Here is a 13,823-nt window from a genome sequence, read left to right as displayed (position 1 = left end):
TTCCCGCACCGAGGGTGCGGGCCGAGCTGGACTGGGCTCGGGGTGCCGGGGGTCGGGTGCCTGCCTGGAACTCGCCAGGCCGCTCCGGAAAGGGTCCCTAACGGGCGGTCCTAGCGGACGGACACCTCACGAAAAGTCCTATAGCTACACAACTTCGGACCACCTCCTTCCTCGTGTACGACCAAACTAAGCGCGAATCCCGAACCCGGCAACGGATATGGCCCACGTCACATCCGAGCGATCACGCGTAGTCCGTCGACCTGCCGATCCCCGCCCAGCGCTCGGCTTCGGCGGCCCGTTTCACCGACGACTCGGCGGCCGTGCGGACGGCGTCGGAGCCGAGCAGGAGGCGCAGCGGCGGGTCGTCCGAGGCGACCACGTCGACGATCACGCGGGCCGCGCGGGCGGGGTCGCCGGGCTGCTTGCCGTCGGCGTCGGCGCGGTAGCGGTGCAGCGCGCCGACGGTCTGCTCGTAGTCCTCGCCGACGGGGGACATGGTCATCGACGAGCCGCCCCAGTCCGTGCGGAACGCGCCCGGCTCGACGATCGTGACCTTCACGCCGAACGGGGCCACCTCGTTGTGCAGGACCTCGGAGAAGCCCTCCACGGCGTACTTGGCGGTCTGGTACGCGCCCATGCCCGGCGTGCCGCCGACGCGGCCGCCGATCGAGGAGAACTGGAGGAAGTGGCCGGACCGCTGCCGCCGCAGCACCGGCAGGGCGGCCCTGGTGACGTTCACGACGCCGAAGAGGTTCGTCTCGACCTGCGCGCGGAAGTCGGCGTCGGTCATCTCCTCGATGGGGGCGGAGTTGGCGTAGCCGGCGTTGTTCGCCACCACGTCGAGCGAGCCGAACGCGTTCACGGCCGTGTCGACGGCGGCACGGGCGGCGGCCGCGTCGGTGACGTCCAGCGCCACCGCCCGCACCTGGTCGCCGTACTTCGCCACCAGGTCGTCGAGCTGCTCCGGGCGGCGCGCGGTGGCGACGACGTGGTCGCCGTGCTCCAGCGCCGCCGTGGCGAGTTCCCGGCCTAGACCGCGGGAGCCGCCGGTGATGAGCCAGGTCTTGGGCATGATCGCCCCTCCTTGTAACCGACCGGTTGGATACATCCCAGGGAACACCCGTGAGGGGCGTCTGTCAACCGACCGTTTGGTTGGTACGCTGGGCGGCATGATCCGAGACGCCGAGCGCACCAGGAAACGCCTGCTCGAGGCAGCCACGGCCGAGTTCGCCGAGCTGGGCATCGCCGGGGCGCGGGTCAACCGGATCGCCGAGGTCGCCGGGTGCAACAAGGCGATGCTGTACGCGTACTACGGCAGCAAGGACCAGCTGTTCGACGCGGTGTTCACCGCCCACGTCGCCGAGTTCCTGGAGCGCGTGCCGTTCGACGCGGCGGACCTGCCCGGCTACGCGGGACGGCTCCACGACTACTTCGAGGAGAACCCGCACGCCCAGCGGCTCGCGGTCTGGTACCGGCTGGAACGGCCGGGCAGCGCGCACCTGGACGCGGTCGTGGGCGTCAACCGCGACCGGCTGGCGGACCTGGCCCGCGCGCAGGCCGACGGCGTCCTGCCCGACCACTACCCGCCCGCCGCGCTGCTCGCGCTGGTGCAGGCGGTGTGCACGTCGTGGTCGTCGATGAACCCCGAGTTCGACGCGCTCGCCCCGGCCGGGCGGGAGCAGCGGCGCGCGGTCGTCGTGGACGCGGTGCGGCGGCTGATCGCGGCCTGAGGTTCAGGACGTTGCGGTGGCGCAGGTGGTCGTGACCGGCGTCGACGTGGTGGTGACCGGCGGCCCGCTGTCGGCGAGCCGGGTGCCGCCGCACAGCGTGGCCTCCACCCGCCGGTCCGCGGCGTCGCCGGTGGCGAACACGACGTAGCGCCGCCGTTCCAGCATCTCCACGCCGCACGTCGCCCCCTGGACGGCGCTCGTCACGCTCACCACGCGCGGCACCCTGCCCTTGTACTCGGTGCCCACCAGCAGGACGAACCGGTTGAGGTCGTCCAGCGAGGTGCTCGGGTCACCGGCTTCCAGGACCTTCGCGAGCACCAGCCCGGAGAACACGTGGTCGGCCCGCTGGAACTTCTCGCCCTCGCCGCCCGGCGGGCAGCTGCACGCGCTCGCCGACCCGGCGAACACGGCGGTGAGCAGTCCCGCGGTCAGCGTGAGCACGCCTGCGACGTGCGCGAGCTTCTTCATCCCGTTACCCCCCAAGGCATCCGCGCTCGAGCCTAGCGGCGGGGACAGGCGTGCCGGACCGGCGTTCGGGTCCTTCCGGTGGGCCGAACGGCTAGGCGCGGTCCCACGCGCCCGCGGTGCTGGGGCTGGTCAACCACTCCACGTTGAGCGGGTGGGCCGCGCCGCGGGCGTCGCGGAGCCGGGCGCACAGGCTTTCCTGGCGGGACGCCAGTTCCCGCACCACCTCCACCGGGGACGCGTCCGCGTCCGGTCCGGTGGCGTTGCGGTACCAGTTGCCGAGCACCTCGAGGGTGAAGTCGACGACCATCAGGCCGCCCAAGCCGAGCACCACGTCACCTGTCGCCTGGAACACCCCGGAGTGCAGCGCGAGGTTGCGGGCGCTGTAGAGGGCGTCGAGCAGCGAGCGCATGCGTTCCTGCGTCACGACCAGCCAGCGGGCGCAGCCGCCCGCGGACGCCAGCCTGCCCTGCCAGTCGGTGACCTGGCGGGCGGCGAGCGGGGCTACGTGGGGGAGCAGGTCGCGCACGGCGGCCCTGGCGTCCAGCAGGTCTGGCACATCGCCGTCGCGCGCGGGCAGCAGGACGTCCACCCAGCGGTTCACGTCCAGGAGGTACTTGTGGTCGTCGAGGGTGGCGTACCGGGCGACCACGGCGAGCGGTTCGTGCAGGGTGGCGGACAGGTCCGCGTGCCGGTGCTGGGCCTCGTCGTGGCGGGCCTCGGCGGCGGCAAGCGCGGTGCGCAGCCGGGTGTGCTCGGGGTGGTCGGGGGCGCAGCGGTCGACGGCCTTGCGCAGGCTCACGACGCGGCGGTGCGTGGTGCCGACCCGGCTGCGGGCGTGCTTGTCCGCAGCCGTCGCCGACTGGTGCAGCAGTTGGTGGGTCTCGACGACCTGCTGGCGCAGCGCTTGCAGCGCGAGGACTCCGGCGAGCTGCGACGCCTTCTCGTTGACACCGCAGGCTTCCAGCGCGGCCCACGACAGCGCGGCGGCCGTGAGCGGGGAGTCGGTGGTGCGGGCGAGGTGGGCCATGCGCAGGCCTTCGCGGAGTCCACGGGGCCAGCGCTGCACCAGCGGGTACGCGCGGTGGACGGTGGAGCGGCGCGGCGTCAGCTCGTCGCTGCGCACGGTGCCCGCGCGGGTCACGAGCATCCGCGGGTCGAGCGAGATCGTCAGCAGCCGGTGGCCCGCCACGTACTGGTCGAGCAGCTCGGTGACGCGGCGGCGGGCCAGGCGGGCGGCGCTGGCCTTGTCCACGGCCTCCACGTCCACGGCCACCACGCACGTCGTCGACGACGTCGGCACGGTGGTGAGGAACTGGCGGAGGCGGTCGCGGGCGGGACCCCAGCCGAGCTTCTCCGGCTTGCCGGTCGCCCACTGGCGGGCGGTCGGGTCGAGCGCCGCCAGACCGGACAGCTCGCCCGCCCCGTGCACGACGCAGGCCACGTGGTGGCGCACGCGGTCCGGGTTCAGGGTCTGCCAGATCGCGGCCGGGTCGGCGCCGTGCTTGGCCAGGGTGTGGGTCAGCTCCTGCTGGAGGGTGTCCGGGTCGCGGTCGGTCGCGGCGACCAGGCAGGCCACCTCGTCGCTGATCTGGTCCAGCCGCGCCCACCGGGCGGGCGAGGTCGCCTCCGCGTGCCACGAGTCGAGGAACAGCGTCCACAGCAGCTTCGGCAGCTCGGCGATGAGGGTCTCCAGCCGCGCGGCGAACGCGGCGGCCTCGATCCGGCCCTGCTTCTCGTCCTGGTGGTAGCCGACCGAGTCCACGATCTCCGCCAGCGCGTGGGTGAAGTGCACCAACGGCTGGTGCGCGGTGGCCGAGGCGGCGCGGGTGACGGCGGCGGCCGCGTTGAGGCACAACGCCTTGAGCAGCCTGCCCTTCGGCTGGCCGAGGACGCTGTAGCTGAGCAGCGCGGCGTGCGTGCGGGGCAGTTCGGCGGCCAGCCCGGCCACGGTGGCGGCGTGCTGGCTGAGGAGGGTGGCGGGCTCGATCGAGCGGATCACCCGTTGCAGCAGGTAGGTCTGCTCGCGCAGCGCGCCCGCCGCGCGGAGCTGGCCCAGCAGTTCCGGGTCGAATCCGCTGAACGTCACGCACGCAGCGTAGTCGTACGGCTGTCGGCCCGTGAGCACCTCCGAAGGCGGAGTCCGGAAGCGCGGGGGGATGGTCGGAGGTCTCAGCGGTGGGCTGGTCCGGCAGGCGGAGCGGTCGTAGCCCGGATGACCAACGAGGTCGGCAGTTCCCGGAGCGCGGGACCCGGCGCTCCGTCGGTGTGGTCGAGCCGGTCGAGCAGGAGTTCGACGGCCGCGCGGCCCGCGGCCTCGGCGGGCATCGCGACCGTCGTGAGGGGACGGCCGCACATCGCCGCGTAGAGGATGTCGTCGAAACCGGTGACGCTGATCCGCTCCGGCACGCTGACGGCGAGTTCCGCGAGTCTGCTCAGGACTCCCAGCGCCATCAGGTCGTTGTAGGCGATGATCGCCGTCACCCCGGCCGCGAGCGCGGCGTCGACGCCTTGCGCGCCACCGGCGAACGTCGGGTCGAAGGGCCCCAGCTCGTGCAGGGAGACGTCGGTGCGCCGCGCGGCCTCCCGCAGGCCGGTCCGGCGGAACTGGTTGGACCAGGCCCGCACCGGGCCGTTGAGGTACGCGCAGTGCCGGTGCCCCAGCGCCGCGAGGTGCTCCACGACGGCCGCCATGCCGGAAGCGCTGTCCATCAGCACCGACGGCACTCCGGGCAGCGCGCGGTTGACCAGCACGACCGTGGTGAGGGTCGCGAGTTCGGCGAGGGTCTCGTCGTCCAGCGCCGACGCGCACACGACCACGCCGTCGACCTGGCGGGCCATGGTGCGGATCAGCTCCTCTTCCAGCACGGGGTCCTGCCCGCTGTCGCAGAAGAACACCGACCCGCCCGCCTCGCGGGCCCTGGCCTGCACGCCGAGCAGCACGGCGGGGAAGAACGGGTTGCCCAGGTCCGGGACCACGATGCCCAGGTTCCCGGTGCGCCCGGTGATCAGGCTGCGGGCGGCGGGGTTCGGCTGGTAGCCCAGTCCCCGCACGACCTCCAGCACGCGTTCCCTGGTGTCGGCGCGGACCAGGTCCGGCGCGCTGATGGCGCGGGACACCGTGGACACGGACACCCTGGCCTGGCGTGCGACATCCCTGATGGTGACCGGCACGGCGGCTCCTCTCGTCGTGGCGGCCATGCAGGATGCCCACGGATCCGGCGGCCCGTCAAGATCGGGGCGTCAAGCCTGTGGTGCACACCAGGTTCGTAAAACTGGGAACGCCTCGGAGGTCTCCGGACCGGCCGGTATCCGGTGCCGAACACGGCGACGGGCCCCGAAGTCGCGCTCCGGGGCCCGTCGCAGGGGTGCGGTGTGGACGGTCAGATGGCGAGCCCGGTCAGCACGAGCACGCGCTGCTCGGTCAGGTCGTCCATCGTCGACCGCACGCCCTCGCGGCCCAGGCCGGACTCCTTCACGCCGCCGTAGGGCATCTGGTCGGCGCGGAAGCTCGGGACGTCGCCGACGATCACGCCGCCGACCGCGAGTTTCGCCGACGCCTGGAACGCGACCCGCACGTCGTGGGTGAACACGCCCGCCTGCAAGCCGAAGCGGGAGGCGTTGACCTTGTCGAAAGCGTCCTCGACGCTGTCCACGACCTGGAGGACCACGACCGGGCCGAACACCTCCTCGGCCACGACCTTCGCGTCCTCCGGCACGCCCGCCAGCACCGTCGGCGCGACGGTCGAACCGTCGCGGTCGCCTCCGGTCAGCAGGGTCGCGCCCGCCGTGACGGCCTCGGACACCCACTCCTGCACGCGTTCCGCGGCGGGCAGGTTGATCAGCGGGCCGACGTCCGTGCCGGGCAACGAGGGGTCGCCGGTGCCGAGCTTGCGCACGTGCGCCACCACGGCCGCCGCCACCTCGTCGTAGACCGCCCGGTGCACGTACACCCGCTGCACCGAGATGCACGACTGGCCCGCCTGGTACATGGCGAACGTGGCGATCCGCTGCGCGGCCCAGTCGATGTCCGTCCAATCAGGACAGACGATGGCGGCCGCGTTGCCGCCCAGTTCCAGCGTCACGTGCTTGCGCGGCACGCGGTCCAGGATGCCGAAGCCGACCGGGCCGGACCCGGTGAACGTGACCACGGGCAGCCGGGGGTCGGCGACCAGTTCGGCGGCGACCTCGTTCGGCACCGGCAGCACGGACCACGCGCCCGCGGGCAGGTCGGTCTCGGCGAGCAGCTCGCCCAGCAGCAGCGCCACCAGCGGGGTCGCGGGGGCGGGCTTGAGGATGATCGGCGCGCCGACCGCGATGGCCGGGGCGACCTTGTGCGCCACCAGGTTCAGCGGGAAGTTGAACGGCGCGATGCCCAGCACCGGCCCGCGCGGCACCCGCCGCACCAGCGCCATCCGGCCGTTCGCGGTCGGGTCGGTGTCGAGCCGCTGGAGGTCGCCGGAGAACCGGCGCGCCTCCTCGGCCGCCCAGCGGAACGTGGAGGCGGCCCTGGTCACCTCGACGCGCGCCCACTTGACCGGCTTGCCCGCCTCGGCGGTGATCAGCGCGGCGATCTCGTCGGCCCGTTCGACCAGCCTGCGGGACACGTGGTCGAGCGCGGCGGCGCGGGCGTGCGCGGGCAGCACGGCCAGGTCCGGCGCGACCGCCTCGGAGGCGGCCACCGCTCGCTCCACGTCGGCGGCGGTCGCCTGCGAGGTCGTGCCGACCAGCGCGCCGTCGTAGGGGCTGCGCACGGCCAACTCGGTGTCGCTCGTCGTCGCGGAGCCCGCGACCCAGTACGGCGTCGTCACTTCGTCACTCCCAGGATCGCCTGCTCGAGGATGTCCAGGCCTTCGGCCAGCAGGTCGTCCGGGATGACCAGCGGGGGCAGGAGGCGGATCACGTTGCCGTAGGTGCCGCAGGTCAGCACGACCACACCGGCGGCGTGGCAGGCCTTCGCGACCCGGCCCGCGACGTCCGGCGTGGGCTCGGTGAACTCGACCGCGAGCATCGCGCCGCGACCGCGGACGTCGCCGATCAGATCGGTCTTCTCGGCCAACGCCCGCAACCGCGGCAGCACCGTGTTCTCGATGGCGCGCGCCGCGCCGGACAGGTCCTTCTCGCGCATGGTGCGGAGCGCGCCGAGCGCGGCGGCGCAGGCGACGGGGTTGCCGCCGTACGTGCCGCCGAGACCGCCGACGTGCACGGCGTCCATCAGCTCCGCGCGCCCGGTCACGGCCGCCAGCGGCAGACCGCCCGCGATGCCCTTCGCGGTGGTGACCAGGTCCGGCACCAGGCCCTCGTGGTCGCTGGCGAACCAGGAACCCGTGCGGCAGAAGCCGGTCTGGATCTCGTCGGCCACCAGCAGCGCGCCCTTCTCGGCGCACCACGCGGAGAGCGCGCCGAGGAAGCCGTCGGCGGGCACGACGAACCCGCCCTCGCCCTGGATCGGCTCGATGAGCACGCACGCCACGTTGTCCGCGCCGACCTGCTTCTCGACCAGGTCGATCGCGCGGGCCGCGGCCTCGGGGCCGGTGAGGCCGCCGTCGCGGTAGGGGTAGGACATCGGCACCCGGTAGACCTCGGGCGCGAACGGGCCGAAACCCTGCTTGTACGGCATGTTCTTCGACGTCAACGCCATCGTCAGGTTCGTCCGGCCGTGGTAGGCGTGGTCGAACACGACGACGGCCGTGCGGCCGGTGGCGTGCCGGGCGATCTTGACGGCGTTCTCCACGGCCTCCGCGCCGGAGTTGAACAGCGCCGTCTTCTTCGCGTGGTCGCCCGGCGCCAGCTCGTTGAGCTGCTCGCACACCTCGACGTAGCCCTCGTACGGCGTGATCATGAAGCAGGTGTGGCTGAACCGGTCGATCTGCTCGTGCACGGCCTCCGCGACGGCGGGCGCGGGGTTGCCCACGCTCGTCACGGCGATGCCCGAGCCGAGGTCGATCAGCCGGTTGCCGTCGACGTCGACCAGCAGGCCGTCCTCGGCGGACTCGATGTAGAGGGGGAGGGTCGACCCGACCCCGGAGGCCACCGCGCCGCTGCGGCGCGCGGCCAGTTCCAGGGACCGGGGACCGGGCAGTTCGGTGCGCAGTCGCGTCATGGCTCCAGCATGGTGGCGCGGCCGCCGCTCCGCAGTGTCGGATCTGGCCAGTTCCCCGTGCGCTGCTGTACAAACTGGAGTGTGCCGCCGACGTTGTCGTCCCTGGTCGACGAGCTGGGCCTGCCGGTGCTCGCGGGCGCGGGCGCGCTGGACCGCGCCGTCTCCTGGGTGCACGGCACCGAACTGGTCGATCCCACGCCGTTCCTGGAGGGCGGCGAACTGCTGCTGACCACGGGGTTGGCCGTGCGGCGGGGTTTTCGCGCCTACGTCGACCGGCTGGCCGCCGTCGGCGTGGTGGGGCTGGGGTTCGGCACCGGGCTGAGCCACGCGGTCGTGCCGCCGGGGCTGGTGGCCGCGGCCGAGCGCGCGGGCCTGCCGCTGCTGGAGGTGCCGCGCGCGACCCCCTTCATCGCGTTGAGCAAGGCCGTGTCCCGCGCGGTGGCGGCGGAGGAGTACGCGGCGCTGACCCGCGCGGGCGAGGCCCAGCGGGCGCTGACCCGTGCCGCGGTCGGCCGTGACGGCGTGGCGGCCGTGGTGCGCAGGCTCGGCCAGTGGGTCGACGCGCGGGTCGTGCTGCTGGACCCGGCGGGGGAGCCCGTCCACGCGTTCGGCGCGCGGCCGCTGCCCGACGTCGGGCCGGAACTGGCGCGGCTGCGGGCGTCCGGCGGGCTGGCCAGCTCGGCGTTCGAGACCGGTGGCGAGCACGTGGTCATGCAGGTGCTCGGCGGGCGCGGGCGGGGGTTCCTGGTGGTGGGCCGGGAACGGCCGTGGGACCCGGCCGACCGCGGCATCGTGACGACCGCCGCGTCGCTGCTCACGTTGGCGCTGGCCCAGTCCGACTCCGCGCGGCGGCGCTCCCGCACGGCCGAGTTCCACCTCTTGTTGGCGGGCCAGGGTGACCTCGTGCCGGACCTGCCCGCCGAACCGCTGGTCGTGGCGGTGCTGGACGGCGTGCCGGTGCAGGACGTGCCGGGGTTCGCCGCGGAGGTGGACGGTCACGTGGTCGTGGTGGCGGCGGACGCGCCCGCCGTGCCGGGGGCGTTGGTCGGGGTTTCCCTGCCCGTGGGAATTCCCGGCGTGGCGGAGGGGTACCGGCAGGCGCTCGACGCGCTCGCGGCGGCCCGGCCGTCGACGCCGGTGGTCCGGTTCGCGGACCTGGCCGGTGTCGGGCTGATGGCCCTGCTGCCGGAGGGCGCGGGGAAGGCGTTCGCGGATTCGCTGCTGCAACCGCTTTCCGCCGAACTGCGCGAGTCGGTGCGCGTGTGGCTCGCCCACCACGGCCAGTGGGACCCCGCCGCGGCCCGGTTGGGAGTGCACCGGCACACGCTCCGCAACCGGGTTCGGAGGGCGGAATCCCTGCTCGGGAGGTCTTTCGACGCGCCTGGCGTGCGCGCTGAGTTGTGGCTCGCCCTCGGGGAGTAACGCACGGGGCGCGGCAGGCGACTACCTTGCAGATGCACGTGCATTTGCGCGAACCGCTGGCGCTGGGCGGGTCGAGCGACGAAGATCATGGATTCGACCCCACACGGGCAACTTCGCTCCGTGGCGGGTAGGTTGCTCGTGTGTGACGGGCAAAGCGGGAGGGCCGGCGGGGGATGACCAGCCGCAGTGAGGAGACCGCCGTCTGGGACGGCGATCTGAGTGGCAAAGTCGTCGGTGGCCGCTATGAACTGGGCGGTCTACTGGGCACCGGCGGCATGGCCGAGGTGTACCGCGCCAAGGACACCCGTCTCGACCGGTCGGTCGCCATCAAGCTCTTCCTCAGCGGCGCCACGCCGGAGGACCAGATCCGCCTCGACCGCGAGGCGCAGATGCTCGCCGCGCTGCACACACCCGGCGTCGTCACCGTCTTCGACACCGGATCGCACCGCGGCCGTCCGTACTACGTGATGCAGGTCGTCGACGGCGGCACGCTGCGCCAGCGGATGCGCCAGCCGCTCCCGCCGTCGCTGGTCGCGCGGATCGGCGCGCAGGTCGCGGACACGCTGGACTTCGTGCACGCGTGGGGCATCGTGCACCGCGACATCAAGCCGTCGAACATCCTGCTGGACGACACCGGCAGGCAGGCGTACCTCGCGGACTTCGGGCTGGCGCTGCAGGCGCACGCCACCCGCGTGACCCGGTCCGGGCTGCTCGTCGGCACCGCCGGGTACCTCGCCCCGGAGCAGTTGCGCGGCCGGGAGGTCGCGCCGCCCACGGACATCTACGCGCTCGGCCTCGTGCTGCTGGAGTGCCTCACCGGGCAGCCGGAGTACCCCGGCGGCGACACGGAGGCGGCGCTGGCGCGGCTGTCCCGGCCCGCGCGCGTCCCCGCGGGGCTGCCGGAGCCGTGGACCGAGATCCTCGTCTCGATGACCCACTCCGACCCGAGCCGCCGACCGCGCGCCGCCGAGTGCGCGGACCTGCTGCGGGAAGCCCAGACGGCGAGCGTCGGCGTGCCGCCGCTGACGGACATCAAGGCCGCGTTCGACGACGAGCCGACCCGCACGACGCCGGTGACCAAGCGCGCGCCCGCGAGGATCGGCGTGGTGCTGGCCGGAGCGGTCGCGGCGGCGTTGATCGCCGTCGTGGTGGCGTTCGCGACGACCAAGGGCCCCGCCGACCGCGTGGGCGAGCAGCCCGGCTCCGGCGGTTCCGGGGGCGGCGACCGGTCGGCCGTCGAGACGGTCACGGTGGTCCGGCCGCCGCCGGGGTCGCGCCGCCAGCCGCCACCCGGCTGCCCGCCGCTGCCGGAGGGCGTGGAACCGCCCCCGCCGATGGCGAACGGCAGCCCGCCGCCGTGCCCGAAACCCCTGAGCGGCTACCCGTCGACACCGCCGCCCTCGTCGTCGTCGCAGTCCTGAGTGGACGGTGTCAGACCTCGCGGAGGGCGGGCAGCAGTTCGCCCTTGGCGAAGTCCAGGAAGTCCGCTTGGTGCTCGCCGCCGATCTGCACCAGCGCGAGGTCGGTGAAACCGGCGTCCCGGAACTCCTCGACCGCCTTGGCGATCGGCTCCACGTCCGGACCGCACGGGATGTTCTCGGCCACGTCGTCCGGCGTCACGTACTGGCTGGCGGCCGCGAACCCGGCGGTGCCGGGGATCTCCGCGTTCACCTTCCAGCCGCCCGCGAACCAGCGGAACTGCTCGTGCGCCCGCTGTTTCGCCTCCTCGCGGTCGACGCCCCAGCTGATCGGCAGCTGCCCGACCTTCCGCGCCGTGCCGCCCTGGAACACGTCCCACGCGCGGCACAGCTCGGCGTCCGGCTCCACCGCGACCATCGTGTCGGCCACCGGCGCGAACAGCTGCACCGACTGCTTGCCCGACACCGCGACCGCCAACGGCACGCGCTGTTCCGGCAGGTCCCACAGCTTCGCCGAGTCGACCCGGAAGTGCTTGCCCACGTAGTCGACGTACCCGCCGTCGAACAGCTGGGAGATGATCTCGATCGCCTCGCCCAGCATCTCGTGCCGGACGTTCACCGGCGGCCAGCCGCGCCCGATGACGTGCTCGTTGAGGTTCTCGCCCGACCCGAGGCCGAGGGTGAACCGCCCGCCGCTCAACTCCTGCACGGTCGCGGCCTTCTGCGCCACGATCGCCGGGTGGTACCGCATGGTCGGGCACGTCACGTACGTCATCAGGTCGACCCGCTCGGTGACCGCGGTGACCGCGCCGAGCACGCTCCACGCGTACGGCGCGTGCCCCTGCTCGTCCAGCCAGGGGAAGTAGTGGTCGCTCATGACCTCGAAGTCGAACCCGGCGCGCTCCGCGCTCGCGGCGTGCTCGACGAGGGCCCTAGGGCCCGCCTGCTCCGTCATCAACGTGTAGCCGATGCGCATCGGGGGCCTCCTAGACGGTGACGAGGGGAAGGTCGGACAGGTCCGCGCGCAGGTCGTCCAACTCCCGGTAGACGAAAGTGGCGCCGTGCTCCAGCAGTTCGGCCTCGCCGAACCCGCCGGTCCGGACGGCGACGACCGGCAACCCGATCCGCCGCGCGGCGTCGCAGTCCCACACCGAGTCCCCGACCACGACCGCGCGCTCGGCGTCGGTCTTCGCCAGGGCGATCTGGAGCAGGTCCGGCGCGGGCTTGCTGTCCTCGGCGTCCTCGGCCGTGGTGAACCCGGCGATCACGTCGCGGACGTCCAGCAGGTCCAGGTAGTGCTCGACGTGCTCGCGCTTGCCGGAACTGGCCAGCACCACCGCGTACCCGTGCTCGGTGGCCGCGGCCGTGACGAACCGGTGCGCCCCTTCGAGCGGCCGCACCTCGTCGAGCACCTTCTCGAACCCCAGCTCCCACGCCTTCCGCACGGCATCACCGTGCCGAGCCTCGGCGTGCTCCCCAGCAACCACCTCGACCAGCCGGTCCCCGCCCATCCCGATCGCCCGGTGCACCCGCCACGCCGGCACGACGAGCCCGACGGAGTCGAACGCGCGCACCCAGGTGACGGCGTGCAGGTAGTTGGTGTCCACCAGCGTCCCGTCCACGTCCAGCAGCAGCGTGTTCGTCATGGCGGTTCGGTTCCCCAGCTTCGCGCCGGTCGAAACGTCGCTTGACCTTCACCCCCGGTGAAGGCGCACAGTCGGGTGATGGAGCAGACCTTCGTGACGATCGGCGAGTTCGCCCGTCTGACCCGCCTGTCTCCCAAGGCCCTGCGCTTGTACGCCGACCTGGGTCTGCTGGTCCCGGCCCACGTCGACCCGACCACCGGCTACCGCCGCTACGCCCTCGCCCAACTGGACCAGGCACACCTCGTCGCCACCCTGCGCCGCGTCGGCCTGCCCTTGTCCCGCGTGAAGACCGTCCTGTCCCTGGACCCCGTCGACGCCGCCACCGAGATCCGCGCCTACTGGGCCGAGGCGGAGTCGACCCACACCGCCCGCCGCACGCTGATCACCCACCTGCTCGGAGAGGCCCGGACCATGCCGGAGATCATCGTCCACGACATCCCTGCTCGAACCCTGCTGGGCATGATCCGCCGGGTCCACGAGGAAGACCTGGTCCCCACCGGACGCGAACTGTTCATCCACCGCCTGAGGCGCGGCGGCGTCCCACGCCTGGAGGGCGTAGCGGGCGCCCCGTTCACGATCTACCACGGCGAGGTGAGCACCGACAGCGACGGCCCGGTCGAGTGGTGCTGGCCCATCCCCGACACCGAGGCCCCAGACCTGACAACCCGTTTCCCCGACCTGGCACTCCGCACGGAACCGGCCCACCAGGAGGCGTTCGTCCACTTGGACCCGGCAGGCGACAGCGGCCCCCACACCGAACTCGCCTTGTACGCGTTGGCGAGTTGGGCCACGACCCACCACAGGGAACCCACAGGCGCACTCCGCCTGGTACTGGTCCCCAAACCCGTGAGCACCGGCACCGGCCCCGACGCCCACTTCGCCGTGCCGCTGCGGTGAGGGACCACTGTGCCGAACCGGCCGACCGCGTTCGGGCACGCCGGTTTCGGGTGAACGGTCCGTTCACCCCGCTGCTGCTCGGATCAGGATCGGCCTCGGCAACCGGTGAACGGACCGTTCCTGGGCATTTCGGCATCACCAG

The 13,823-nt window shown here is 73.1% G+C and carries 12 protein-coding genes; 4 read left to right on the top strand and 8 right to left on the bottom strand.

From position 1 onward, the window contains the following. Positions 1-241: 241 nt before the first annotated feature. Complete coding sequence (locus ACFWW9_RS03840; RefSeq protein WP_390371063.1) at positions 242-1,072, bottom strand: oxidoreductase; 831 nt, start codon at positions 1,070-1,072, stop codon at positions 242-244. A 97-nt stretch (positions 1,073-1,169) separates the two neighbouring features. Here ACFWW9_RS03840 and ACFWW9_RS03835 point away from each other — a divergent pair, with 97 nt between their 5' ends. Beyond that, a complete protein-coding gene (locus ACFWW9_RS03835) occupies positions 1,170-1,730 on the top strand; it encodes a TetR family transcriptional regulator (RefSeq protein ID WP_390371061.1) in 561 nt (186 codons plus the stop codon). Positions 1,731-1,733: 3 nt separating this feature from the next. On the opposite strand, the gene ACFWW9_RS03830 is transcribed toward ACFWW9_RS03835, so the two are convergent. The 5 genes from ACFWW9_RS03830 to gabT form a co-directional block, all read right to left on the bottom strand. Then, a complete protein-coding gene (locus ACFWW9_RS03830; RefSeq protein ID WP_390371059.1) occupies positions 1,734-2,198 on the bottom strand; it encodes a hypothetical protein in 465 nt (154 codons plus the stop codon). A gap of 91 nt (positions 2,199-2,289) precedes the next feature. Continuing rightward, a complete protein-coding gene (locus ACFWW9_RS03825) occupies positions 2,290-4,284 on the bottom strand; it encodes a hypothetical protein (protein ID WP_390371058.1) in 1,995 nt (664 codons plus the stop codon). 83 nt (positions 4,285-4,367) lie between these two features. Then, entirely contained in the window at positions 4,368-5,369 is a 1,002-nt protein-coding gene (locus ACFWW9_RS03820) for a LacI family DNA-binding transcriptional regulator (RefSeq protein WP_390371056.1), read from the bottom strand. 209 nt (positions 5,370-5,578) lie between these two features. After that, complete coding sequence (locus tag ACFWW9_RS03815) at positions 5,579-7,006, bottom strand: aldehyde dehydrogenase family protein (RefSeq protein WP_390371055.1); 1,428 nt, start codon at positions 7,004-7,006, stop codon at positions 5,579-5,581. Continuing rightward, positions 7,003-8,298, bottom strand: a complete 1,296-nt coding sequence (gabT, locus tag ACFWW9_RS03810) for a 4-aminobutyrate--2-oxoglutarate transaminase (protein ID WP_390371053.1) — start codon at positions 8,296-8,298, stop codon at positions 7,003-7,005. The genes ACFWW9_RS03815 and gabT overlap by 4 nt, the downstream gene beginning before the upstream one ends. A gap of 81 nt (positions 8,299-8,379) precedes the next feature. On the opposite strand from gabT, the gene ACFWW9_RS03805 reads away from it, so the two are divergent. Then, the gene (locus ACFWW9_RS03805) at positions 8,380-9,720 is read left to right on the top strand and encodes a PucR family transcriptional regulator (protein WP_390371051.1); all 1,341 of its coding nucleotides are present in this window, start codon (positions 8,380-8,382) and stop codon (positions 9,718-9,720) included. A 173-nt stretch (positions 9,721-9,893) separates the two neighbouring features. Next, positions 9,894-11,141 carry a serine/threonine-protein kinase gene (locus ACFWW9_RS03800; RefSeq protein ID WP_390371049.1) on the top strand — a complete coding sequence of 416 codons (1,248 nt, stop codon included), beginning with the start codon at positions 9,894-9,896 and terminating at the stop codon, positions 11,139-11,141. Between the two features lie 10 nt (positions 11,142-11,151). Here ACFWW9_RS03800 and ACFWW9_RS03795 read toward each other — a convergent pair whose 3' ends face one another. Further along, a complete protein-coding gene (locus ACFWW9_RS03795; protein ID WP_390371047.1) occupies positions 11,152-12,114 on the bottom strand; it encodes a TIGR03557 family F420-dependent LLM class oxidoreductase in 963 nt (320 codons plus the stop codon). Between the two features lie 10 nt (positions 12,115-12,124). Continuing rightward, a complete protein-coding gene (locus ACFWW9_RS03790; protein WP_390371046.1) occupies positions 12,125-12,784 on the bottom strand; it encodes an HAD family hydrolase in 660 nt (219 codons plus the stop codon). Positions 12,785-12,862: 78 nt separating this feature from the next. Between ACFWW9_RS03790 and ACFWW9_RS03785 the strand changes: the two genes are divergently transcribed. Further along, on the top strand, positions 12,863-13,681 hold the full coding sequence (locus tag ACFWW9_RS03785) for a MerR family transcriptional regulator (protein ID WP_390371044.1): 819 nt from the start codon (positions 12,863-12,865) through the stop codon (positions 13,679-13,681). The last annotated feature ends 142 nt before the right edge of the window (positions 13,682-13,823 follow it).

It is taken from the genome of Umezawaea sp. NPDC059074 (assembly GCF_042738955.1).
Lineage (GTDB): Bacteria > Actinomycetota > Actinomycetes > Mycobacteriales > Pseudonocardiaceae > Umezawaea.
This window is presented reverse-complemented; position numbering and strand designations above follow the sequence as displayed.

What these genes read in the sequence shown, in the direction of transcription:
- ACFWW9_RS03800 (WP_390371049.1), top strand. Translation starts at nt 9,894, where the DNA reads ATGACCAGCCGCAGTGAGGAGACCGCCGTCTGGGACGGCGATCTGAGT.
- ACFWW9_RS03795 (WP_390371047.1), bottom strand. Translation starts at nt 12,114, where the DNA reads ATGCGCATCGGCTACACGTTGATGACGGAGCAGGCGGGCCCTAGGGCC.
- ACFWW9_RS03835 (WP_390371061.1), top strand. Translation starts at nt 1,170, where the DNA reads ATGATCCGAGACGCCGAGCGCACCAGGAAACGCCTGCTCGAGGCAGCC.
- ACFWW9_RS03790 (WP_390371046.1), bottom strand. Translation starts at nt 12,784, where the DNA reads ATGACGAACACGCTGCTGCTGGACGTGGACGGGACGCTGGTGGACACC.
- ACFWW9_RS03840 (WP_390371063.1), bottom strand. Translation starts at nt 1,072, where the DNA reads ATGCCCAAGACCTGGCTCATCACCGGCGGCTCCCGCGGTCTAGGCCGG.
- ACFWW9_RS03785 (WP_390371044.1), top strand. Translation starts at nt 12,863, where the DNA reads ATGGAGCAGACCTTCGTGACGATCGGCGAGTTCGCCCGTCTGACCCGC.
- ACFWW9_RS03830 (WP_390371059.1), bottom strand. Translation starts at nt 2,198, where the DNA reads ATGAAGAAGCTCGCGCACGTCGCAGGCGTGCTCACGCTGACCGCGGGA.
- gabT (WP_390371053.1), bottom strand. Translation starts at nt 8,298, where the DNA reads ATGACGCGACTGCGCACCGAACTGCCCGGTCCCCGGTCCCTGGAACTG.